The following is a 21,198-nucleotide window of genomic DNA, read 5'->3' as shown; positions in this document are numbered from 1 at the left end:
CTGCCCCCTCGACTGAACGGGTGAGTTCTCTTGCGTCGTCTCTCCACCGGTGTGGCCCTGCTGTGCCTGCTCGTCCCGGCCCTTGCGGGCTGCGGCTCCGACGACAACGGCGGGAGCGAGGAGACCGGCTCGGTCTCCGTCTCCGGTGCGTTCGGGGAGGCGCCGAAGGTCACCTACGACGCGCCGTACACGGTGACGAAGGTGAGCAGCGAGGTGCTGGAGAAGGGCGACGGCGAGACTGTCGAGGACGGCGACTTCGCCTTCATCAACCTCTACATCGGCAACGGCTTCACCGGCAAGGAGGCGTCGTCCTCCTGGACGGCCCCGGACCCCGAGCCGACGGCGACTGAGACCCCGGACCCGAGCGAGTCGCCGAGTGCCGACGACGGCAAGCAGAAGAAGGGCGACAACAAGAAGGGGAAGAAGGGGAAGAAGGAGGGCGACACCGAGGGAGCGCTCTCCGCCCCGATCGAGGACCCGACCCCGGAGATGGTCCAGATCAGCAAGGAGACCACCCTCAAGCCGATCTACGACGCGATCGCCGGTCACCAGGTCGGTTCCCGGGTGCTCGTGAGCGCTCCGGGCGAGGACGCGTTCGGCCTCGGTGGCGCGGACTACAACATCGGCAACGCCGACACGACCGTCTTCGTCGTCGACATCGTCGCGCGGGCCGCCGCCACGGTCGACTCCAGCGGTGCCGTGCAGCCGAAGAACGCTCCGAGCGTCATCGAGTCCGACGGCAAGGTCACCGGCCTCGACTTCGCCGACGCGCCCAAGAAGGCGGGCGACAAGCTTCGGGTCGAGACACTGGTGCAGGGCGACGGCACGGCCATCGCCAAGGGCGATCAGGTCGCGCTGCGCTACCTGGGCCAGGTCTGGGGCAAGAAGAAGGTCTTCGACACCAACTGGGACGCCGACGTACCGGGTGTGGGTGGCCGGCCCGCGACGATCGCTGACGGCGGCCTGATCGAGGGCTGGGTGAAGGGGCTGGTCGGGGTCAAGGCCGGCAGCAGGGTCATGCTGATCATCCCCTCCGACCTCGGCTACGGCGACAAGGGGAGTGGCAAGGACATCAAGCCCGGCGATGACCTCGTCTTCGTCATCGACGTGCTCGGCGTGGCCTGACCCCTGGTCCACGACCGCGCTGCGCGTAGACTGAACGACATCACCACCCACGACATGAGGACGTCATGACTGCACCGCTCATCGGAAGCCTCGGCACGCCGGAACTGCTGATCATCCTCGCCGTGGTGGTGCTGCTCTTCGGAGCCTCCAAGCTCCCGGAGTTGGCCCGCGGCAGTGGCCGGGCGCTGCGGATCTTCAAGGCCGAGACCAAGGGCCTGGGCGACGACGACGAGTCGACCGAGTCGCGAGGTGAGCTGGGCGCCGCAGAGCGGGTTGACCCGGTGATCGACCCGGAGACCCGTCGCGACACCAACTCCTGACGCACTCAGCGTCCTCCCAGGAGAGCACTGGTGAACCTCGCCAGCTTCCTCGACGTGGTGCGAGGTCGGCCCAAGCACCCCATCGGTGCCGACGGCCAGATGGTCCTCTCTGACCACCTCCGCGAGTTCCGCGCCCGGTTGGTCCGGTCGTTCCTCGTGCTCGTCGTCTTCTTCGGCGTCGGTCTCTACTTCTACAACGAACTCTTCGACCTGATCATGGGCCCCTACAACCAGGCTCGGGAACAGCTCGGGGGCAAGGTGGAGACCGAGGCCTACATCAAGGGCGCGACCGGGCCGCTGATGCTGCAGCTCAAGCTCGCCGGCATGGCTGCCATCGTGGCCAGCAGCCCGTACTGGCTCTACCAGCTGTGGGCGTTCCTGCTGCCGGGCCTGCACCCGCGTGAGAAGAAGTGGTCTCGGATCTTCGTGGCTGTGGCCGGACCGCTCTTCCTCGGCGGCGTGCTGCTGGGCTACTACGTGCTGCCCCGCGGCCTGGAGGTCCTGATCGACTTCACCCCGGGTGGCACGAAGAACCTGGTGGAGTTCGAGGAGTACTTCTCCTTCTTCACCAGGATGATGCTGGTCTTCGGCATCGCCATGGAGATACCCCTCTTCGTCGTGCTCCTGAACTTGGCGGGGGTGCTCTCCGGCAAGACGCTCGCGAAGCACCGCCCGTGGATCGTCGTGGGCACCTTCGTCTTCGCCGCCGTCGCCACCCCCTCCACCGATCCGTTCGCGATGTCGGCGCTCGCGATCACGATGACCCTGTTGTTCCTGCTCTCCGAGCTGATCACTCGCGGTGTCGATCGCTGGCGCGCCAAGCGGCGTACGGGCACCGACCGCTGGGCCGACGACGAGGTCTCGCCGCTATGACGCCGGTCGACCCGTTCGAGCTGCCGGAGTGGCTCGGCACCAGTGAGGTGACCTGGCGAGCGCTGCGCACCGAGCGGGGCGGCCATCTCATCCACGGCCGTCTCAACGGTGCCGACCAGGAGATCGGCTGCAACCTGCTCGCCGTCGACCAGGCCTGGCCCGTCGCGGTCGCGCCGGACACCGTGCGTGAGCGCGTTCACCTGGCCTGGCGCAACGGCGAGGTGGACCTCGTCGAGGATGCGGGGGTGCTGACGCTGCTGGTTCCCGGTGCGAACTTCAGCCCGATCCGGGTGATGACGGCGCTGGAGCGGCTCGCGCGCTCGGTCGGGGCCAGGGCGGAGCACTTCGTCGCCGCGATACGTCTGGGTGCGCTCTCCCCGGAGGAGTGATCGACTACCCTCGTCAGGTGTCCGCAGCTGCCTCCTCCGATCCTCTTGAGACGGTGGTGCTGGTCAATCCCAGTGCGGGCAAGGGGCGAGGCGCTCGGGCTGCAGCCGCGGCCCTCCCGGTGCTGGAGGCAGGCGGGCACCGAGTGCGGGTGGTCGTCGGTCGCGACGGGGCTGACGCCGAGGCGCGTGCCCGTAGGGCCGTCCAGTCCGGTTGCCGCGCGCTGGTGGCGGTCGGCGGGGACGGGCTGGCTCACATCGCTGTCCAGGCGGTGGCTGGCACGGGTGTTCCGCTGGGCCTCGTCCCGGCCGGTACCGGCAACGATCTCGCCCGCTACCTCGGGCTGCCCCGCGCTGACGCAGTGGCAGCGGCGCGGGTGATCCTCGCCGGGCGGAGCAGGACGATCGACCTTGCTCGGATCGGTGACCGCTCGTTCAGCACCGTCCTGGCGGCGGGATTCGACGCGATCGTCAACGAGCGGGCCAACACCATGACCTGGCCGCGCGGGCAGATGCGCTACAACCTCGCGACGTTGGCCGAGCTGCGCACCTTCCGCGCCCTGCCCTACCAACTTCAGCTCGACGACCGGCGTCTGTCCACGGAGGCGATGCTGGTCGCCGTGGGCAACGGCCCGTCCTTCGGTGGCGGTCTGCAGATCTGCGCTGGCGCGGAGCTGGACGACGGCCTGCTCGACGTCGTACTCATCAAGCCGATGTCGCGGATCGAGCTGGTCCGCACCTATCCGATGCTCTTCAAGGGGACCCACGTGACGCATCCGCTCTACGAACGCCACCGGGTACGCCGGGTGACCGTCGCCGCGCCGGGAATCGTCGGGTATGCCGACGGCGAGCGGATCGGCCGGCTGCCGCTGACGGTGACCTCCATGCCGCGGGCGCTGACGGTGCTCGCATGAACGAGCAGCGGCCCAGTCCCGCCGAGGGCTACGCGCGGTTCCGGGCTACCCAAGCACACCCTGTCTTCGCCGAGTTCGCGGACCAGTACGACTTCACCCTCGATGACTTCCAGGTGCGTGCGTGCCAGGAGGTCGAGGACGGCCGCGGCGTGCTGGTCGCCGCCCCGACCGGCTCCGGCAAGACGGTGGTCGGCGAGTTCGCGGTGCACCTGGCGCTGGCCACGGGCCGCAAGGCGTTCTACACGACTCCCATCAAGGCGCTCAGCAACCAGAAGTACCACGACCTCGTCGAGCGGTACGGGGCCGAGCGGGTCGGCCTGTTGACCGGTGACAACACCGTCAACGCCGGTGCCCCGGTCGTGGTGATGACCACCGAGGTGCTGCGCAACATGCTCTATGCGGGTTCGAGCGCCCTGACTGGGCTTGGCTTCGTGGTGATGGACGAGGTGCACTACCTCGCTGATCGTCTGCGGGGTGCGGTCTGGGAGGAGGTGATCATCCACCTGCCGGAGAGCGTGAGCGTGATCTCCCTGAGCGCGACCGTCTCCAACGCCGAGGAGTTCGGCGAATGGCTGGCGACGGTGCGCGGGGAGACTGCGACGATCGTCGAGGAGCGGCGTCCGGTCCCGCTCTTCCAGCACGTGATGGTCGGCCGCCGGATCCACGACCTCTTCGCCTCCTCGGAGCGTGCGACCAAGGCCGGATTCGTCCACGAGGGTGCGAAGGTCAACCCCCAGCTGCTCAAGGTGGCCCGCGACGACTGGGCCAGCACCCGCATGAACGACCGGCGGGACAAGCGCTCCAACCGCGGCCGTGGCTCGCGACCCCAGGGCCGCCGGATCCCGCATCCGTTGCGGCACGAGATGGTGACCCGCCTCGATGCACAGGGCCTGCTGCCTGCGATCGTGTTCATCTTCAGCCGCGTCGGATGCGATGCGGCCGTCACCCAGTGCCTGGACGCGAACATCCGCCTCACGAACGCAGAGGAGCGGGACACCATCGTCCGACTCGTTCGTGAGCACTGTGCGCACCTGCCCGAGGAGGACCTGGCGGTGCTCGGCTTCGCCGAGTTCCTCGAAGGACTGAGTCGAGGCGTGGCCGCGCACCACGCCGGCATGCTGCCCACCTTCAAGGAGTGCGTCGAAGATCTCTTCGTCCGCGGGCTGTGCAAGGTGGTCTTCGCTACCGAGACGCTCGCGCTGGGCATCAACATGCCCGCACGCACGGTGGTGATCGAGAAGCTGGTCAAGTGGAACGGCGAGCAGCACGTGATGCTGACGCCGGGGGAGTACACCCAGCTCACCGGCCGCGCCGGCCGGCGCGGACTCGACGTCGAGGGCCACGGCGTGGTGCTCTGGCAGCAGGGGATGAACCCCAAGGAGTTGGCCGGTCTCGCCTCGACCCGCACCTACCCGCTCCGCTCCTCCTTCCGTCCGAGCTACAACATGGCCGTCAACCTGGTACACCAGTTCGGCCGCGCACGCTCGCGGGAGCTGTTGGAGTCATCCTTCGCCCAGTTCCAGGCCGACCGGGCCGTCGTCGGACTCGCCCGCCAGCTGCGCAAGAGCGAGGAGGCCCTGGACGGCTACGCGGAGGCGGCCGCGTGCGACCGCGGCGACTTCCTGGAGTACGCCGCCCTGCGCACTCGGATCGGCGAGCTGGAGAAGGAAGGCGCCCGGCAGCGCCGTCAGGGCCAGTGGGCCGACGCGGCCGCGTCGTTGCGCCGGCTTCAGGTAGGCGACGTGATCCGCGTGCCGGCGGGCAAGTACGCCGGATTGGCCGTGGTGCTCGATCCCGGACAGGGCGACGAGGTGCGACCGCAGGTGCTCACCGCGGATCGGCACGCAAAGCGGCTCAGCGCGCACGACTTCCCGACACCGGTCGAGGCACTGACCCGGATGCGTATCCCGAAGTCGTTCAGTCCGCGCAATCCTCAGAGCCGCCGCGACCTGGCCGAGGCGCTGCGAGCGAAGGCCGCCGGATTCGAAGATCGTCGTATCCGCGGGCCACGGAAGGGATCCGACCCTGCGTCCGCGGAGATCGCCGAGCTCCGCGCCCAGTTGCGCGCGCATCCCTGTCACGACTGCCCCGACCGCGAGGACCATGCCCGCTGGGCCGAGCGATGGTTCCGTCTGGAGCGTGATGCGCGCACGCTGCGCCGACGGGTGGAGAACCGGAGCAACTCCATCGCTCGCCAGTTCGACCGGGTCTGCGAGGTGCTCGACACCCTGGGCTACCTCGACGGCGACAAGGTGACCGCCACCGGCGCGCCGCTGCGACGGATCCACTCCGATCTCGATCTGGTCGCCGCGGAAGCCATCCGACGAGACCTCTGGGCTGACCTGAGTGCACCAGAACTGGCCGCCGTGCTCTCGGCCCTCGTCTTCGAGTCACGCCGCCCTGACGACGCACGAGCCCCCAGGATGCCGGGGGAGAAGGTCCGTGAAGCGCTCACCGACGTCGTCCGGCTGTGGAGCGAGCTCGAGCAGCTGGAGAGGTCACATCGGCTCGACTTCCTCCGGGAACCGGATCCGGGGTTCGCCTGGGCGGCCTACCGCTGGGCGGCCGGGGACGAGCTGGACGATGTCCTGAGCGTCGTGGACCTTGCGGCCGGCGACTTCGTCCGGTGGATCAAGCAACTGGTCGACCTCGGCCTGCAGGTCGCCAGCGCGGCGGGCGACGGTCCGTTGCGCACCAGCGCACGTGACATGGTCGACGCGGTTCGGCGGGGGGTCGTCGCCTACTCGGCGATCAACGACTGACGCCGGCACCCGCGAGCGTGGCGAGGATCCGCTCGGCCGAGCTGCCCAGGCCCCAGCGCTCGGTGAGCTCGGCGAACCGCTCCGGCTGAGCGGGCACCGACGGTAGGGCGAGGTCGGGGCTGCCGAGTTCGAGGTCGCGGCGTACTGCCACCACCTCGGGTGCCACGGCCAGGTACGGGAGTGCAGCGTTCACCTTCATGCGCACCCCGGCAGCCATGGCCGATGCGGGATCGGCCGCCGCGGCGACGATCCCGGTCAGGTCGCCGTAGGTGAGGAGCAGACCGGCTGCGGTCTTCTCACCGACGCCCTTGACGCCCGGCAGGCCGTCGGAGGTGTCGCCGCGCAGGGTGGCGAAGTCGGCGTACTGGACCGGGAGGACGCCGTACTTGGCAACGACCTCGGTCGCCGTCAGCCGCTCGTGACGACCGACGCCGCGTGCGGTGTAGAGCACCCGCACCTCGGCCTCGTCGTCGATGAGTTGGAAGAGGTCGCGATCACCCGTGACGACGTCCACCGGCATGCCCGCGCCGGTGGCGAGGGTGCCGATCACATCGTCTGCCTCCATCTCGCGGTGGCCGACGACCGCCAGGCCGAGCGCCTCCAGCACCTCCAGGATCACGGGGACCTGGACCTGGAGGGGATCCGGCACCTCCTCCACGTCGGGAGCCGGGCCGGGCACCTCGGCGACCACGCGATGGGCCTTGTAGGAGGGGATCAGGTCGACCCGCCACTGCGGTCGCCAGTCGTCGTCCCAGGCGCAGGCGAGATGGGTCGGCTGGTACTCGTCGACGAGTCGGGAGATGAAGTCGAGAAGGCCGCGTACCGCGTTGACCGGTGTGCCGTCGGGAGCACGCATCGAGTCGGGTACGCCGAAGAAGGCACGGAAGTAGAGACTGGCGGTGTCGAGGAGCATCAGCCGGGAGGAGGTCACCGGGCCAGTCTGTCAGGCTAGGCTGAGGCTCGTGGAGAGCACCGACCGCCTCATCCTGACTCTGCTGGCGACCGATGGCCGGATGTCCTACACGGATCTCGGCAAGGCGACCGGCCTGTCCACCTCGGCGGTGCATCAGCGCGTCAAGCGCCTGGAGTCCCGTGGCCTGATCAAGGGCTACGGTGCCACCATCGATCATGAGCAGATCGGGCTGCCGCTCACCGCGTTCATCTCGATCACACCGATCGATCCCTCCCAGCCTGATGACTATCCGCAGCGCCTGCAGGGAATCCACGAGATCGAGGCATGCTGGTCGGTGGCAGGCGAGGAGTCTTACATTCTCAAGGTCCGGGTGGCGATGCCCAGCGATCTCGAAGAGCTGCTCGGCAGGATCCGGGGGGTGGCCAACGTGGCGACCCGGACCACGATCGTGCTCTCGACACCTTTCGAGAACCGCCCCGTGACGACCTCGTCCGCTGCGGACACGGAGGAGTAGCGGGACTGCGCACCGCGGCCGTCAGCGAGCACGCACCTGCGCCGGCCCTCGCCCGGCCTGGGTCGCCCACCATCGGCGGCCCTGCGCATCGAGGCTGTGGATCGGGTCGTAGTAGGGGTGCAGCCGGTGAAGGTCAGCCGGATCGTCACTGTCGAGAGAGGTCCGGTAGTTCTTGGACCACCACGAGATTCCGCGCTGCGTGTCGTAGTCGGTGACCTGGTGCACCCAGCGCTTGCCGACGAAGGGCACGTCGCAGACGATGCGCGGCGTCGCGAAGCCGGGCAGATAGCCCATGACCTCGTGCTGGAGCCGCTGCGCCTGAGCGACGGAGACCCGCCAGTGCTCGGCGAAGGGGATCATGTCGCACATGTAGAAGTAGTAGGGCGTGATGGACGCGCCGTCGAGCAGGCCGAAGCTCAGGTCGAGCAGCGCGTGCGAGTCGGCGTTGACGCCGTCCAGGAGCACGCCCTGGTTGCGAATGTCGCGGATGCCGGCCGCGAGCAGCGCACGAGCCGCCTCGGCGACCGCCGGCGTCAGTGACTGCACGTGGTTGGTGTGCGTGTGCACGGCTAGCGCCACGCCGCGGCTGCGCGCGAGCGTGGCGACCCGCGCCACCCCTTCCACGACCTCGGGCTGGCTCCAGTGCTGCGGTAGGCCGATCAGCGCCTTCGTGGCGAGTCGCACGTCGCGGATGTTGTCGATGGCCAGGAGCTCGACCAGGAACTCCTCCAGGCGCGGCCACGGCATGTTTGCGACGTCTCCGCCGGAGACGACGACGTCGCGGACCTGCGGCGTACGACGCAGGTAGTCGAGGATTCCGGCGATCCGGTCTGCCGGCCGACCGGCAAGCCGCAGCTTGGTGACGGTATCGGTCGAGTTTCCGACGAGGTCCATGCGCGTGCAATGGCCGCAGTACTGGGGGCAGGTGGTCAGCAGCTCCGCCAGCACCTTGGTGGGGTAGCGGTGTGTCAGCCCTTCCGCGACCCACATGTCGTGCTCGTGCAGCGAGTCGCGGGTCGCATGCGGGTGCGATGACCAGTCAGTGCGCCGGTCGCTGAAGAGAGGGATCATGTAGCGCCGGATCGGATCGGTGCGGAAGGCCTCGTCCCATCCGCCCCTCTTGCCCGGTCGGGCGCCGGGCATCATCGTGTTGACCATCTGGGGCGGCACCAGCATCGACATGGTCGCGCGCTCCCGCTGATCCCGGCGCAGGTCGTCGAGCAGCGCGTCGCTCAGCTGGTCGCCGACAACCTGGCGGAGCTGCGCCAGGGACTTGACGCAGTGGGCCCGCTGCCACTGGGGCGACGCCCACTCGGCGGTGCTCACGGAGCGCCAGCCGGGGAAGCGCGTCCAGTCCGGCTCGACCAGCTCGCGACGCTGATAGCGGTAGGGCTGGGCGAGCGGGGGAGCAGGCAGTCGGGCGACGCTCATCGTGGATCTCCTCGTCAACTTCGCCGGCTCGGTGGTTGTGGTCCACCTCACACATCTGCCACAGTAGAGAAAGAATCTGCTGTCTGTCCATCAACAGGCCACAAGATTTATGGCGAAAGGATCTCGATGACCCAGGACGTATCGCTGCCGACGCGGTTCGCCGCTGATCCGACCGGCCGACACCGGGTGCTGGATCCACGTCCCGTCCTGCCTCAGGGAGCCGATCGGCTCGACACCGACCCGGCTCTCGGCGACGACGAGGTGCTGGTGAGAGTGGAGCGCCTCAACCTCGACGCCGCCTCTTACCGCAACCTCGCCGAGGAGGCGATGGTTGACGGCCGTGTCGACGGAGCGCAGGTGCGTAGGAGGGTCCTCGACATCATCGCTGCCCGCGGCAAGATGCAGAACCCGGTCACCGGGTCGGGTGGGATGCTGATCGGCACCGTTGCCGAAGTCGGGCCGAGGTCGCCGCTGGGGCTGCGTGTGGGCGACCGGGTGGCGACCCTGGTCTCTCTCACCCTGACCCCGCTGCACATCGACGACGGGCTCACTCGCTGGGATGGCTTGGGGGAGCAGGTGCCGACTGGTGGCCACGCGGTGCTCTTCGGACGCAGCATCGCTGCGCGTCTGCCGGACGACCTGCCCGACGAGCTCGCCCTCAGCATCCTCGACGTGTGCGGTGCACCCGCACTGACCGCTCGCGTGGTCCGAGAGCGGTCCGCCACCCGCGTGCTCGTCGTGGGAGCCGGCGGCAAGTCCGGCTCGCTGAGCCTCTGCGCCGCACGGGCGGCGGGCGCGACCGAGGTGATCGGCATCGTGCCGGACCAGGGTGAGCACGACGCCCTCGTCGCGAGCGGGCTCGCTGATCGGGTGGTGATCGCCGACGCGACCTCGCCCTTGGCGTTGCGTGACGCGGTCGCGAGGACCGGCGACGCAGCCGAGGTGACGGTGGTCTGCGTCGACGTCCCCGGCTGCGAGCCGGGCGCGATCCTGGCGACCAGACCGGGTGGCACGATCATCTTCTTCTCGATGGCCACCTCGTTCTCCGCCGCGGCCCTCGGAGCCGAGGGCCTCGCGGCCGACGTGACGATGCTGATCGGCAACGGCTACGTGCCCGGCCATGCGGAGCTCGCGTTGGATCTCTTCCGCAGGCATCCCGAGCTGGCCGCGCTGTTTGCAAGGAGGATCCGATGATCACGCTGGACCAGGAGCTGGCGCGCCGTGCCCGGGAGCTCGCGGCGCACGTCGGCCGGCCGGTCGTACAGCTCGCTCGCAGCCACACCACGACCTCCGTCGAGCGGGCGCTGCTGCGACTGGCAGGGCTGAGCGGAGCAGACGCCGACGGTGTTCCCTGGGCCAACCATCTGGTCGGCCAGGTCGTCGATCAGGTCGGGCTCGAGCACGGCGTGGCGCTGCCGGTCTGGGACGCGCTGTGCCGGCATGAGGCAGGCGACCTGCACGAGCTCGCGGCGAAGAGCGCCATCGGATCCGTCCGCTTCCGACTTCCCGATGCCGACGCGGTCGCACCCGTGCGCCGGGCTGCGCGCGAAGCGGTCACGCGGGGCATCGCGCGGATCGACGCCCGGCGTCGGGAGCGGGAGCGGATGGTCGCCGGGATCGGCGATGCTCCGCGCAAGCCCTGGATCTACCTCATCGTCGCCACCGGCGACATCCACGAGGACATCCCGCAGGCGCAGGCAGCCGCTCGAGCGGGAGCAGACGTGATCGCGGTGATCCGGTCGACCGGCCAGTCGCTGCTCGACTACGTCCCGGAGGGCGCCACGCGGGAGGGGTTCGCCGGCACCTACGCGACACAGGAGAACTTCCGGCTGATGAGGGCCGCGCTCGACGAGACGAGCAGGGAGCTGGGGCGGTACGTGCGCCTGACCAACTATGCGTCCGGCCTCTGCATGCCGGAGATCGCGGTCCTGGCAGGTCTCGAGCGACTCGACATGATGCTCAACGACTCGATGTACGGCATCCTCTTCCGCGACATCAACCCGCTGCGCACCTTCGTCGACCAGCGCTTCAGCCGACAGGTCCATGCTCGCGCCGGGATCATCATCAACACCGGCGAGGACAACTACCTCACCACCAGTGACGCCGTCGCCGAGGCGCACACGGTCACCACGAGCCAACTGCTCAACGAGTACTTCGCCAAGGAGGCCGGCCTCGCCGACTGGCAGCTGGGCCTCGGGCACGCCTTCGAGATCGACCCGGCGATCCCGGACTCCTTCCGACTCGAGCTTGCGCACGCGCTGCTGGCCCGCACCCTCTTCCCGGACGCCCCGCTCAAGTGGATGCCGCCCACGCGTCACATGACCGGCGACGTCTTCCACGGCTACCTGCTGGACGGCTTCTTCAATCTCGCGGGCGTCCTCACCGGCCAGAGCATCCTCCTGGTGGGCATGATGACCGAGGCCGTGGTGACACCGTGGCTCAGCGACCGCGACCTCGCACTGCGCAACGTGCGCTACGTGCTCGACGCGACCGGGAGCCTGGGCGAGGACTTCCGGCCCGTCCCAGGCGGCTTCATCGCCTCGCGAGCCCACCGTGTGCTGGAGGAGGCCGTGCACCTGCTCGAGCGTATCGACGGCAACGCGGCCGGACTGCTCGGAGCCATCGGCGACGGCACCTTCGGGCAGATGCGACGACCCCCATCCGGCGGTCGGGGCGGCGACGGCGTCGCACCCCGCTCCGAGCTGCACTACAACCCGGCGGAGGAACTGCTCGAGCCGAGCCGCCCGGCCGCGCATGGCCACGAGGAGGAGCGATGACTCTGATCCGCCCGTACGGCGACACGACCGGCGACGGCATGGTGCAGCTGAGCTTCACCCTGCCGTTGCCCCACGACCGGGTCGCCGAGGGCGCCGCCCTGCAGCTCGCCCGGAGGATGGGGATGGAACCGGCGATGCTCGCGCACGCTCGACCCGTCGGGCCGGCGCACACCTTCTGCGTCGTCTACGGCTCGGTCACCCACCTGGTCGACACGGAGTCGGTCACCGTGGTGGCGCGCGACCATCCGCTCCTGGCGCCCGCCGAGGTGAACGCCGAGATCAAGCGCCTGCTCCGGCGCCGCCTGGTGGTCGTCGGCGCCTGCATCGGCACGGACGCGCACACCGTGGGCATCGATGCCATTCTCAACATCAAGGGGTGCGCGGGGGAGAAGGGTCTGGAGTACTACCGCGAGATCAAGGTCGTCAACCTCGGCGCCCAGGTCGCGGTGGACCAGCTCGTTGACCGGGCTCGTGCCGAGGAGGCTGACGCGGTGCTGGTGAGTCAGGTCGTGACGCAGCGAGACGCTCACCTGATCAACACCCGGGCCCTGGCTGCAGCTTTCGAGGCGGCGTACCCCCCGGGGCGGCGGCCGGCGCTCGTCGTGGGCGGGCCCCGCTTCGACGAGGCCATGGCGGCAGAGCTCGGAGTGGACCGGATCTTCGCCCGCGGCACCACGCCCGGCGACGTGGCCAGCTACCTGGTGCACAGGATCGCGACGGCGCGAGGCGACATCCGGGCGTCGGCATGACCGTCGGGACCCGCGTGGTCCACCGCAGCTACGTCTCCTTCGACCATGCCCACTACGCCGGCAACCTCGTCGACGGTGCCTTCTCCCTGGCCCGCTTCGGTGACGCCGCAACCGACCTGTGCATCCTGACGGACGGCGATGAGGGGCTCTTCGCCGGCTACGACGAGGTCCGGTTCCTCGCTCCCGTCCAGGCCGGTGACGTCCTGGAGATCGAGGCAGAGCTGGTCGGCGCCGGCACCCGCTCCCGCCGGATGCGGTTCACGGCAACGGTGGTCGCTCGCGGCCGGCCCCGTGCGGGGAGACCGGGTGCCGCCGAGCCGCTGCAACCACCGATCCTGGCCACCACCGCCACCGGCACGGTCGTCGTGCCCGCCGTGCCCGACACCCCCGAGTCAGGGCCTTAGCAACTCGCGTCGGCGTGTCGCGGGGGGACACGCCGACAGCGAGGCGACAGGCGGAGAATTCTTTGGCCTGGCATGGCGCCCTCTGACCTGCAGGAATGCGCATGTGCCCAGGTCAGCGCGCGGTTGACAGCAGGAGCCCGCGCGGGTCAAGGTGCCGGGGTCCGTTCGGGCAGTACGGCGGTTGGGAGCCGCTCGGGGGCAACGTTCGGGGTGGATCCGCACCAGATCCGACCCGGGACCGCGTTGCCGGCGCCGCACCCACCAGTTGTAGACGGACCCGGGGGCGCGCGGGCGCCTTAGACAACGGCACGGCCGTGGCAGCCAGTCACTGTCGAGTCGGTCCGAAGCGCATGCAGTGCCCCCGGGCCTGCGCCGAGCGGCACGCCGCCTGGCCGCGGGATGCCGTGGGTCGTTGCGTACCCTGTGCCGGTGCCTCCCCGTCTCGACTCGCCGTCACTCCGACTCCTCGTGGCGGCCGGCGCGGGACTGCTGCTGAGCACGGCGTTCGAGCCGATCGCCTTCTTCTGGTCGGCGCTGCCCGCCGTCGCTCTGCTGCTCTGGGCGGTCCGGGACCAGAGTGCTCGACGGGGCGCGCTCCTCGGCCTCGCCTTCGGTGTCTGCTTCATGTACCCCAACATCTACTGGATGCGCGCGGTCGCGGACGCGGCTTGGCTTGCCCTCGCGGGTGTCGAGGCTCTCTTCCTCTCCCTGGGCGGCGCCTGCCTGGCGGTGGTCTCGCGCTGGCGTGCCTGGCCGCTGTGGTCGACCTTGGTCTGGGTCGGCATCGAGGTGGCGCGGGGGAGTTGGCCCTTCAGCGGCTTCACCTGGGGTCGGCTCTCCTTCGCGGTGGTCGACACCCCGTTCGCAGCGCCGTTGCCGTGGATCGGTAGCAACGGCGTGAGCCTGCTGGTGGCCGGCACTGCCGCGCTGCTCGCCTGGTGGGCGCTCGCTCCGCGTCCCCGGGTCCGGCCGGCGCTCATCGGCCTGGGTGCGCTGATCGTCGCCTTGGCCGTGCCGGCGGTGCTCGGGCCCCGGTGGACGACGGAGCGGACCGCCACCCTCGCTCTGGTGCAGGGGGACGTACCAGGTGACGGCACCGAGCTGGTGGAGAACCATCGCGAGGTGACCCGCAGCCACGTGACGTTGACCGAGCAGCTGGGGGAGGCGGTACGCCGCGGCGAGGAGTCGCGGCCGGATCTCGTGGTCTGGCCGGAGAACTCCACCGCCGTCGACCCCTTCCAGGACGCGGCCACCCGCGAGGGGATCGACCGCGCTGTGGCCGCGATCGACGCCCCGGTCCTGGTCGGTGCGATGGTGGATCACGAGGACCCCGACAAGATCCTCAACGAAGGCATCGTCGAGGACCCGATCCACGGCAATGCGGAGCGCTACGCGAAGCGTCATCCGGTGCCGTTCGGCGAGTACATCCCATTCCGGCACCTGCTCCCCAAGGACAGCAACATCGGTCGTTTGGCGGAGGTCCCCCGAGACATGGTGGCCGGTGATCGCCGGACGCCACTCCAGGTCCGCGGGCTGCGGGTCGCCGACGCGATCTGCTTCGACGTCTCCTACGACGACGTCTTCGTCGACCAGGTCCGCCGTGGTGCTCAGGTGGTGGTCGTGCAGACCTCGAACGCCATGTTCATCAAGACCGCACAGATCGACCAGCAGTTCGCCATCACCCGCCTCCGGGCGCTCGAGACCGGGCGGACCGTGGCGGTGGCCGCGGTGAACGGCCGCACCGGCGTCATCGGTCCCGATGGCCAGGTGGTGGCGGACCTCCCGCCCCGGACCAAGGGCGTGGTCACAGCGGAGGTGAAGCTGGCCGCCGGGACGCCGCCCGCCCTCTGGATCGGTCCATGGCTCGGCCGAGCGAGTGTGATCGTGAGCGCCGCGGCGCTGGCGCTTGCCGGTCTCGCGTATCGTCGTCGCAGGGAGCAGGGCGGCGAGGGGAGCAGTACGTGACGGCGGCCGATCACGGGCGCGTGGTGATGGTGGTCCCCACCTACAACGAGGCTGAGAACATCGCCTGGATCGTCGGTCGGCTCCGCGCGTCGCAGCCGGAGGTCGACGTGCTGATCGTGGACGACGACTCGCCCGACGGCACGGGCCGGATCGCCGACCAGCTCGCCGCCGCCGACCACGCGGTGCGCGTCGTCCACCGCACCAGCAAGGACGGTCTCGGCGCCGCGTACCTGGAGGGATTCCGGGTCGCGCTCGGGCTCGGCTACGACGTGATCGGCGAGATGGACGCCGACGGATCGCACCAGCCTGAGCAGCTCCAGTCACTTCTCGATGCGCTGCACGACGCGGACCTGGTGCTGGGCTCCCGTTGGGTACCCGGCGGTTCGGTGGTCAACTGGCCCGCCAGCCGGCAGGCGCTCTCCCGCGGTGGCAACCTCTATGTCCGGCTGCTGCTCGGCATCGACGTGCGCGACGCCACCGGCGGCTACCGTCTCTTCCGGCGCTCGGCCCTCGAGTCGATCGACCTCGACACCGTCGAGTCGACCGGCTACGTCTTCCAGACCGACCTGGTATGGCGGGTGCTGCGTCAGGGGCTCCGGATCCGGGAGGTGCCGATCGAGTTCGTCGAGCGCGTCCGTGGCGACTCGAAGATGAGCGGACCGGTGGCACGTGAATCGCTGCGTCGGGTCACCGGCTGGGGTATCCGCTCGCGGCTTCAGCGCGGACGCGACGCCTTGGTGCGCCGATGAGGGCGCGTCGGCGCGTCCCGCTCTGGCTGGTCGCGCTGCTGTTCCTGGTGATCCCACTCGTCGAGCTGTATGTGCTGATCCAGGTCGGCAAGGTGATCGGCGTCGGATGGACCATCCTGCTGCTGATCGCCGACAGCGTGCTCGGCGGCTGGCTGATCAAGCGCGAGGGCGGCCGCGCCTTCCGGAACCTGGCCGCCGCGCTCTCGGAGGGACGGATGCCGTCGCGCGAGATCGCCGACGGCATCCTGATCCTGGCCGGCGGCATCCTCATGCTCTCGCCGGGCTTCGTGCTCGACATCCTCGGTCTGGTGCTGGTCCTCCCCGTGACGCGACCGCTGGCACGCGGGCTGATGACCCGCTTCGTGGAGGCCCGGATGATGCCGTCGGCGTTCGGGGCCGGCGCCTTCGGGCCGGGAGCCGCCACACCACCCGGATACGACGAACCTCGCCCCCGAAGCCAGGGGACGGGTCCCGTGGTCGAGGGCGAGGTCGTGGACGGCGACGAGGGGCGTTCCTGAGCCCACCTGGACCCAGGAGCGCCGACTGCGTCAGGCGTTGGACTTCTTGCGCGACTTGGTCGGGCGGTGCAGATGCGCCGGGCCGATCTCGCCACCGCGGAGCAGTTCGAGCCGCTCGGTGAGGATCACCTCAAGTTCGTCCACAGAGCGACGCTCGAGCAGCATGTCCCAGTGGGTACGAGCCGGCTTCTCGACCTTCTCCTCCGGCTGGATGCCGTCGACGCTCAACGACTCGGCGCCGCAACGCGGGCACTCCCAGGTCGCTGGGATCTCGGCCTCGACCGACATCGTGATCTCGAACGTGTGCCCGCGAGGGCACGCGTATCCGACCTGTTGCCGCGCCGCGAACTCGATGCCGCGCTCGTCCTCGAAGCTCTGGCCGCCAAGCCGTGCTCCGCGCAATGTGCGCTCCGCCATGAGCCACCTCCGATGTCGAAGAAAATCCTGTGCCGGGAACCTGTTTTCCCGTCAAGGGGACGGCCCTTCCCCTCCATCATGACGCAGAAGGGGTGGGCCGGTCACCTTATGGTTCAACGGACGACGGGCAGGAAGGATTCCGGGGCGGCGCTGTGGCGGTCGCCACGTGGCCCGGTGGCGCCCTTCTGCACCTCCCCGGACGGGCTCGCTCAGGCGCTCAGGGGAGCGTTTCCGGCCTCCCGCATACCTCGCGCGGTGTCGACACGGGAGAGCAGCAGCAGGCCCAGGATGAAGAAGACGATCAGCGCGAAGATGGCCGGTCGGTAGGAGCCGGTCAACTGGTACACGACGCCGAACGTGAGCGTGCCGAACCAGGAGGTGCCGCGGTCCATCGCGTGGTAGAAGCTGAAGAACTCGCCCTCGCGGCCGCGGGGGATCAGCAGCGAGAAGTAGGAGCGCGCCAACGCCTGGGTACCGCCGAGCACGATGCCGATGGCGACACCCATCAGCAGGAACGGCAAGACCTGCTTCTCCGGGAGCAGCAGCGCCACGACGACGATGCCCATCCAGACCCCGAGGCCGATCATGATGACCGGCTTCGCGCCCCATCGTGACGCCGCCGCTCCGAAGATCAACGCCCCGAAGAAGGCGACGAACTGCACCATCAAGATGGTGCCGATCAGCACGGAGGTGCCGAACCCGAGCTGCTTCTCGCCGTACGTCGAGGAGGAGGCGATGACGGTCTGGATGCCGTCGTTGAAGAAGAGGTAGGCGACCAGGAAGGTGAGAGCCATCGGGTAGTTGCGCAGGTCCTTGAGCGTCGCCCAGAGCTGCCCGAAGCTCTGGGCGACGACTCCGCCGCTCGCCTCCACGACATGCTCCGGCGGATGGTTGCGCAGGCGCAGGTAGGGGATGACGGTGAACGCAGCCCACCAGACAGCGGCTGAGAGCATGGAGATGCGGACCGCCAGGGCCTTGTCCATGCCGAAACTGTCGTGCATGAGCACCATCACCAGGTTGATGGCAAGCAGCAGGCCACCGCCGAGATAGCCGAACGCCCATCCTCGGGAGCTCACCCGGTCCCGCTCGTCCTCATCGGAGATCAGCGGCAGGATGGAGTCGTTGAAGACGGTGGAGGCGCCCAGGCAGAGGTTGGCGCCGATCACCGCGACCGCGCCGATCTCCCAGTTGCCGTCCCGGCAGAACCAGAGCAGCGCGGCGAAGGCCGCGCCCGTCCAGGCGAAGCCGGCCAGCAGGCCCTTCTTGTTCTCCGTCCGGTCGGCGATCGCGCCGAGCAGCGGAAGCAGGATCGCCGAGAGGATCGTGGAGAACGTGACGATGTAGGACGGGAGCGCACCGGGGGCGATGCTCAGGCCGAGGACGGCGAGGTTCGACTGGCAGTCGAGTCCCTTGTCGCTGTCGGAGACGTAGCCGCAGGCCGCCTGCTCGGCGACGGTGATCAGGTAGGGAGCGAAGAGCACCGTCGCCACGGTGGTGACATAGGCGGAGTTCGCCCAGTCGTACCAGTACCAGGCGCGTTGCTCCCGGCGCCGCTCGAGCGGACGCAGGTCCGCGAACCCCTCAGACTTCCGGCTCACCGCGGTCTCCCTCCCACGCGCCCATCTCCATCAGGACCGCCTTGAGTATGTCTGTCCGGTCGGTCATCACGCCGTCGACACCTCGACGGACCAGCTGCCGGATCTCGTCGGCGTCGTCGATCGTCCAGACGTGCACGTGCTTTCCTGCCGCGTGCGCCTTGCGGACCAGCCAGCGCGACGCGACGGTCACGCCACGCTGGCGGTGCGGGATCTGCAGGGCACTCACCTGGCGCCGGGTGAGCAGATCGGCCAGCCTGCCGGAGGGGCTGAGCAACCAGACGAGCACCTCGCCGGGATGCGCGGAGGTCGCCACACGGCCGCCGGTGAGCCGCCGGAACCGGTTCAGGCTGCCACGGGAGAAGGACCCCACCAGCAGGCGATCGTGGGCATCGCGCTCCTCGATGAAGCGGGCCAGCGGCTCGACGGCACCCGCAGCCTTGATGTCGACGTTGAAGCGTGCCTCCGGGAAGGCGTCGAACAGGTCGGCGAAGGCCGGCACCGGCTCGGAACCGCCCACCGTCGCCTCGGCGACCTGCGTCCAGGTGAGGTCGGCGAGAGCGCCTACCTGGTCGCTCACCCTGTCCAGAACGTCGTCATGGAAGGCGACGAGGTGGCCGTCGCTGGTCGCGTGCACGTCGGTCTCGAGGTAGCGGTAGCCGAGCCGGACCGCGTGCCGGAACGCCGTGATCGTGTTCTCCAGGCCCAGGATGTCCGGGTGCGTCGCTCCGCCGCGATGCGCAAAGGGGATGGGACGACGTGGTTCGTCGAGATAGCGGAAGCCGGTCGGGTTCACGGGAGCATTCAACCCGATGGACGGCGCGCCGCTCGGCAACTCGGACCGTCGGCGAGCGTCACATCTCCACCTGCTCGGAGATGCCCGTTTCGAGGAGTACCGTCGTAGGCATGGAGACGCTGACCTGCCCGCGCTGCGGAACGCCGATGGAGGAACGAGGAGCCGGACACGGACGGGTCCAGCGCTGCCCGGAGGGCCACGGCGTCTTCCTCGAGCGCGCTTCTCTCGGCGATCTCATCGACGCAGAGGTCGCCTGGCACCGGCACGCCGACGCCTACCACACCGCTCCACTGCCGAGGATCACCGCGGACATGACGGCTCCGCCGTCGAGTGGGCCGACCAGGGCACCTGCCTGGGTGGCGTCGCTCTTCGACTGAGCCCGGCGCCCTCGGCTCTCAGATGTCGCGGAAGGTGACGATGTTGGCGCCGAGCTCGTTGAGACGCTCGGCGAGGTCCTCGTAGCCACGGTGGATGACATAGGTCGAGCGCAGCACCGAGGTGCCCTTCGCCGCCAGCATCGCCAGGAGGATCACGACCGCCGGCCGTAGCGCAGGCGGACAGACGATCTCGGTGCCGGAGAACCGGGTCGGCCCGTCGACCAGGACCCGGTGCGGATCGAGCAGCTTGACCTGGCCGCCGAGCTTGTTGAGCTCGGTCAGGTAGATCGCCCGGTTCTCGTAGACCCAGTCGTGAAGCAGGGTCTGGCCCTCCGCCACGGCGGCGATCACTGCGAAGAACGGCAGGTTGTCGATGTTGAGGCCGGGGAACGGCATCGGGTGGATCTTGTCCATCGGTGCACGCAACTGGGAGGGCCGGGTGGTCACGTCGACCAACCGGGTGTAGCCGTTCTCGGCCGGGTACTCCTCGGAGCGGGAGTAGTCGAATCCCATCTCTTCGAGCGTTGCGAGCTCGATCTCCAGGAACTCGATGGGAACGCGACGGATGGTGATCTCGGACTGCGTCACGATCGCCGCCGCCAGCAGCGACATGGCCTCGATCGGGTCCTCGCTGGGTGCGTAGTCGACCTCCACGTCGATGTCGGCCAGGCCGGTCACGGTCAGGGTGGTGGTGCCGATGCCTTCGACGGTGACGCCGAGTCGCTGCAGGAAGAAGCAGAGGTCCTGGACCATGTAGTTCGACGAGGCGTTGCGGATCACCGTGGTGGTGGGCTGCAGCGCGGCGGCCATCAGCGCGTTCTCGGTCACGGTGTCGCCGCGTTCGGTGAGCACGATGGGACGCGTCGGTCCCGTGTTGGCGCTCACGGTGGCGTGGTAGCTGCCCTCGGTCGCCTTCACCTCGAGGCCGAAGGGGCGCAGTGCCGACATGTGCGGCTCGACCGTGCGGGTGCCGAGGTTGCAGCCACCGGCGTACGGCAGGTCGAAGGTCGTCTCGCGGTGCATCAGCGGCCCGAGGAACATGATGACCGAGCGGGTGCGCCGGGCCGCCTCCTCGTCGATGTTGGCGAGGTCGAGCGTGGTCGGCGGCACGATCTCCAGATCGTTGTCGTCGTTGAGCCAGCGCGTCTGGACGCCCAGGCTGTCGAGGACCTCGAGAAGCCGGTTGACCTCCTCGATTCGCGCGACCTTGCGCAGGGTGGTGCGGCCCTTGTTGAGCAGCGAGGCGCAGAGCAGTGCCACGCCCGCGTTCTTCGACGACTTCACGTCGATCGTGCCCGAGAGAGTGGTCGGTCCGGTGACCCGCAGGTGCGTAGGCCCGCCGGCGCCGAGTGCCACGATCTCGGAGTCGAGCGCGCTGCCGATCCGGGCCAGCATCTCCAGGGAGAGGTTCTGATGCCCCTTCTCGATCCGGGTCACCGCCGACTGGCTGGTGCCGAGCAGATCCGCCAGCTGCTGCTGGGTGAGGCCCCGGTGCTTGCGGGCGTCGCGGATCAGGTTGCCGATGCGGCCGAGATAGTCCTGGCTCATGGCGACGAAGGTAACTCAGATATGAGATAACCCCCAAGTGGGCGCGCGGGGACAGCCGGTGCCAG

Annotated in this window: 21 protein-coding genes; 15 read left to right on the top strand and 6 right to left on the bottom strand. The window is 69.3% G+C overall.

Translation table 11 applies throughout. From position 1 onward, the window contains the following. Positions 1-30 precede the first annotated feature (30 nt). From DNK54_RS03605 to DNK54_RS03580, 6 genes are all read left to right on the top strand, one after another. Complete coding sequence (locus DNK54_RS03605) at positions 31-1,125, top strand: FKBP-type peptidyl-prolyl cis-trans isomerase (RefSeq protein WP_110205543.1); 1,095 nt, start codon at positions 31-33, stop codon at positions 1,123-1,125. A gap of 65 nt (positions 1,126-1,190) precedes the next feature. Further along, positions 1,191-1,445, top strand: coding sequence for a Sec-independent protein translocase subunit TatA (locus tag DNK54_RS21645; protein WP_110205542.1), 255 nt, complete (start codon positions 1,191-1,193; stop codon positions 1,443-1,445). A 30-nt stretch (positions 1,446-1,475) separates the two neighbouring features. After that, positions 1,476-2,318, top strand: a complete 843-nt coding sequence (gene tatC / locus DNK54_RS03595) for a twin-arginine translocase subunit TatC (protein ID WP_239459888.1) — start codon at positions 1,476-1,478, stop codon at positions 2,316-2,318. Beyond that, entirely contained in the window at positions 2,315-2,707 is a 393-nt protein-coding gene (locus DNK54_RS03590) for a hypothetical protein (protein WP_110205541.1), read from the top strand. The genes tatC and DNK54_RS03590 overlap by 4 nt, the downstream gene beginning before the upstream one ends. Before the next feature lie 17 nt (positions 2,708-2,724). Next, positions 2,725-3,618, top strand: coding sequence for a diacylglycerol kinase (locus DNK54_RS03585; protein ID WP_110205807.1), 894 nt, complete (start codon positions 2,725-2,727; stop codon positions 3,616-3,618). Next, positions 3,615-6,380 carry a DEAD/DEAH box helicase gene (locus DNK54_RS03580; protein WP_110205540.1) on the top strand — a complete coding sequence of 922 codons (2,766 nt, stop codon included), beginning with the start codon at positions 3,615-3,617 and terminating at the stop codon, positions 6,378-6,380. The genes DNK54_RS03585 and DNK54_RS03580 overlap by 4 nt, the downstream gene beginning before the upstream one ends. Here the strand turns inward: DNK54_RS03580 and DNK54_RS03575 are convergent. After that, the gene (locus DNK54_RS03575) at positions 6,370-7,293 is read right to left on the bottom strand and encodes a 5'-3' exonuclease (protein ID WP_110205806.1); all 924 of its coding nucleotides are present in this window, start codon (positions 7,291-7,293) and stop codon (positions 6,370-6,372) included. The two genes, DNK54_RS03580 and DNK54_RS03575, sit on opposite strands and share 11 nt — an antisense overlap. Positions 7,294-7,342: 49 nt before the next feature. Between DNK54_RS03575 and DNK54_RS03570 the strand changes: the two genes are divergently transcribed. Continuing rightward, entirely contained in the window at positions 7,343-7,807 is a 465-nt protein-coding gene (locus DNK54_RS03570; protein ID WP_110205539.1) for an Lrp/AsnC family transcriptional regulator, read from the top strand. A 21-nt stretch (positions 7,808-7,828) separates the two neighbouring features. Here DNK54_RS03570 and DNK54_RS03565 read toward each other — a convergent pair whose 3' ends face one another. Beyond that, the gene (locus DNK54_RS03565) at positions 7,829-9,238 is read right to left on the bottom strand and encodes a KamA family radical SAM protein (RefSeq protein ID WP_110205538.1); all 1,410 of its coding nucleotides are present in this window, start codon (positions 9,236-9,238) and stop codon (positions 7,829-7,831) included. 126 nt (positions 9,239-9,364) lie between these two features. Here DNK54_RS03565 and kdd point away from each other — a divergent pair, with 126 nt between their 5' ends. From kdd to DNK54_RS03530, 7 genes are all read left to right on the top strand, one after another. Continuing rightward, complete coding sequence (gene kdd, locus DNK54_RS03560) at positions 9,365-10,432, top strand: L-erythro-3,5-diaminohexanoate dehydrogenase (RefSeq protein WP_110205537.1); 1,068 nt, start codon at positions 9,365-9,367, stop codon at positions 10,430-10,432. Next, positions 10,429-12,015 (top strand): lysine 5,6-aminomutase subunit alpha, encoded by a 1,587-nt coding sequence (gene kamD, locus DNK54_RS03555; protein WP_110205536.1) that lies wholly within the window; start codon positions 10,429-10,431, stop codon positions 12,013-12,015. Before kdd ends, kamD begins: the two co-directional genes overlap by 4 nt. Continuing rightward, positions 12,012-12,764: a lysine 5,6-aminomutase subunit beta gene (kamE, locus tag DNK54_RS03550; RefSeq protein ID WP_110205535.1), complete on the top strand. Its 753-nt coding sequence runs from the start codon at positions 12,012-12,014 to the stop codon at positions 12,762-12,764. Before kamD ends, kamE begins: the two co-directional genes overlap by 4 nt. Further along, complete coding sequence (kal, locus tag DNK54_RS03545; protein WP_110205534.1) at positions 12,761-13,168, top strand: 3-aminobutyryl-CoA ammonia lyase; 408 nt, start codon at positions 12,761-12,763, stop codon at positions 13,166-13,168. The genes kamE and kal overlap by 4 nt, the downstream gene beginning before the upstream one ends. A 429-nt stretch (positions 13,169-13,597) precedes the next feature. Beyond that, positions 13,598-15,133: an apolipoprotein N-acyltransferase gene (lnt, locus tag DNK54_RS03540; RefSeq protein ID WP_162602292.1), complete on the top strand. Its 1,536-nt coding sequence runs from the start codon at positions 13,598-13,600 to the stop codon at positions 15,131-15,133. Beyond that, positions 15,130-15,882 carry a polyprenol monophosphomannose synthase gene (locus DNK54_RS03535; protein WP_239459887.1) on the top strand — a complete coding sequence of 251 codons (753 nt, stop codon included), beginning with the start codon at positions 15,130-15,132 and terminating at the stop codon, positions 15,880-15,882. The genes lnt and DNK54_RS03535 overlap by 4 nt, the downstream gene beginning before the upstream one ends. Further along, complete coding sequence (locus DNK54_RS03530; RefSeq protein ID WP_110205531.1) at positions 15,879-16,400, top strand: FxsA family protein; 522 nt, start codon at positions 15,879-15,881, stop codon at positions 16,398-16,400. The genes DNK54_RS03535 and DNK54_RS03530 overlap by 4 nt, the downstream gene beginning before the upstream one ends. 30 nt (positions 16,401-16,430) lie before the next feature. Here the strand turns inward: DNK54_RS03530 and DNK54_RS03525 are convergent, their stop codons facing one another. The 3 genes from DNK54_RS03525 to DNK54_RS03515 all read right to left on the bottom strand — a co-directional run bounded on the left by DNK54_RS03525 (position 16,431) and on the right by DNK54_RS03515 (position 19,208). Further along, entirely contained in the window at positions 16,431-16,817 is a 387-nt protein-coding gene (locus tag DNK54_RS03525) for an RNA polymerase-binding protein RbpA (protein ID WP_110205530.1), read from the bottom strand. A 209-nt stretch (positions 16,818-17,026) separates the two neighbouring features. Then, the gene (locus DNK54_RS03520; RefSeq protein ID WP_110205529.1) at positions 17,027-18,415 is read right to left on the bottom strand and encodes an MFS transporter; all 1,389 of its coding nucleotides are present in this window, start codon (positions 18,413-18,415) and stop codon (positions 17,027-17,029) included. Next, the gene (locus tag DNK54_RS03515; RefSeq protein ID WP_110205528.1) at positions 18,399-19,208 is read right to left on the bottom strand and encodes a glycerophosphodiester phosphodiesterase family protein; all 810 of its coding nucleotides are present in this window, start codon (positions 19,206-19,208) and stop codon (positions 18,399-18,401) included. Before DNK54_RS03515 ends, DNK54_RS03520 begins: the two co-directional genes overlap by 17 nt. A gap of 110 nt (positions 19,209-19,318) precedes the next feature. Here DNK54_RS03515 and DNK54_RS03510 point away from each other — a divergent pair, with 110 nt between their 5' ends. Beyond that, positions 19,319-19,585, top strand: a complete 267-nt coding sequence (locus tag DNK54_RS03510; protein ID WP_162602291.1) for a TFIIB-type zinc ribbon-containing protein — start codon at positions 19,319-19,321, stop codon at positions 19,583-19,585. Between the two features lie 18 nt (positions 19,586-19,603). On the opposite strand, the gene DNK54_RS03505 is transcribed toward DNK54_RS03510, so the two are convergent. After that, on the bottom strand, positions 19,604-21,133 hold the full coding sequence (locus tag DNK54_RS03505) for a helix-turn-helix domain-containing protein (RefSeq protein WP_110205526.1): 1,530 nt from the start codon (positions 21,131-21,133) through the stop codon (positions 19,604-19,606). Positions 21,134-21,198 lie beyond the last annotated feature (65 nt).

The organism is Nocardioides daejeonensis (assembly GCF_003194585.1).
GTDB lineage: Bacteria > Actinomycetota > Actinomycetes > Propionibacteriales > Nocardioidaceae > Nocardioides > Nocardioides daejeonensis.
Note: the sequence above shows the minus strand (reverse complement) of the source record. Positions and strands in the feature narration are given on the sequence as shown.

What these genes read in the sequence shown, in the direction of transcription:
- DNK54_RS03580 (WP_110205540.1), top strand. Translation starts at nt 3,615, where the DNA reads ATGAACGAGCAGCGGCCCAGTCCCGCCGAGGGCTACGCGCGGTTCCGG.
- DNK54_RS03525 (WP_110205530.1), bottom strand. Translation starts at nt 16,817, where the DNA reads ATGGCGGAGCGCACATTGCGCGGAGCACGGCTTGGCGGCCAGAGCTTC.
- kamE (WP_110205535.1), top strand. Translation starts at nt 12,012, where the DNA reads ATGACTCTGATCCGCCCGTACGGCGACACGACCGGCGACGGCATGGTG.
- DNK54_RS03575 (WP_110205806.1), bottom strand. Translation starts at nt 7,293, where the DNA reads ATGCTCCTCGACACCGCCAGTCTCTACTTCCGTGCCTTCTTCGGCGTA.
- kamD (WP_110205536.1), top strand. Translation starts at nt 10,429, where the DNA reads ATGATCACGCTGGACCAGGAGCTGGCGCGCCGTGCCCGGGAGCTCGCG.
- kal (WP_110205534.1), top strand. Translation starts at nt 12,761, where the DNA reads ATGACCGTCGGGACCCGCGTGGTCCACCGCAGCTACGTCTCCTTCGAC.
- kdd (WP_110205537.1), top strand. Translation starts at nt 9,365, where the DNA reads ATGACCCAGGACGTATCGCTGCCGACGCGGTTCGCCGCTGATCCGACC.
- DNK54_RS03505 (WP_110205526.1), bottom strand. Translation starts at nt 21,133, where the DNA reads ATGAGCCAGGACTATCTCGGCCGCATCGGCAACCTGATCCGCGACGCC.
- DNK54_RS21645 (WP_110205542.1), top strand. Translation starts at nt 1,191, where the DNA reads ATGACTGCACCGCTCATCGGAAGCCTCGGCACGCCGGAACTGCTGATC.
- DNK54_RS03590 (WP_110205541.1), top strand. Translation starts at nt 2,315, where the DNA reads ATGACGCCGGTCGACCCGTTCGAGCTGCCGGAGTGGCTCGGCACCAGT.
- DNK54_RS03565 (WP_110205538.1), bottom strand. Translation starts at nt 9,238, where the DNA reads ATGAGCGTCGCCCGACTGCCTGCTCCCCCGCTCGCCCAGCCCTACCGC.
- DNK54_RS03510 (WP_162602291.1), top strand. Translation starts at nt 19,319, where the DNA reads ATGGAGACGCTGACCTGCCCGCGCTGCGGAACGCCGATGGAGGAACGA.
- DNK54_RS03530 (WP_110205531.1), top strand. Translation starts at nt 15,879, where the DNA reads ATGAGGGCGCGTCGGCGCGTCCCGCTCTGGCTGGTCGCGCTGCTGTTC.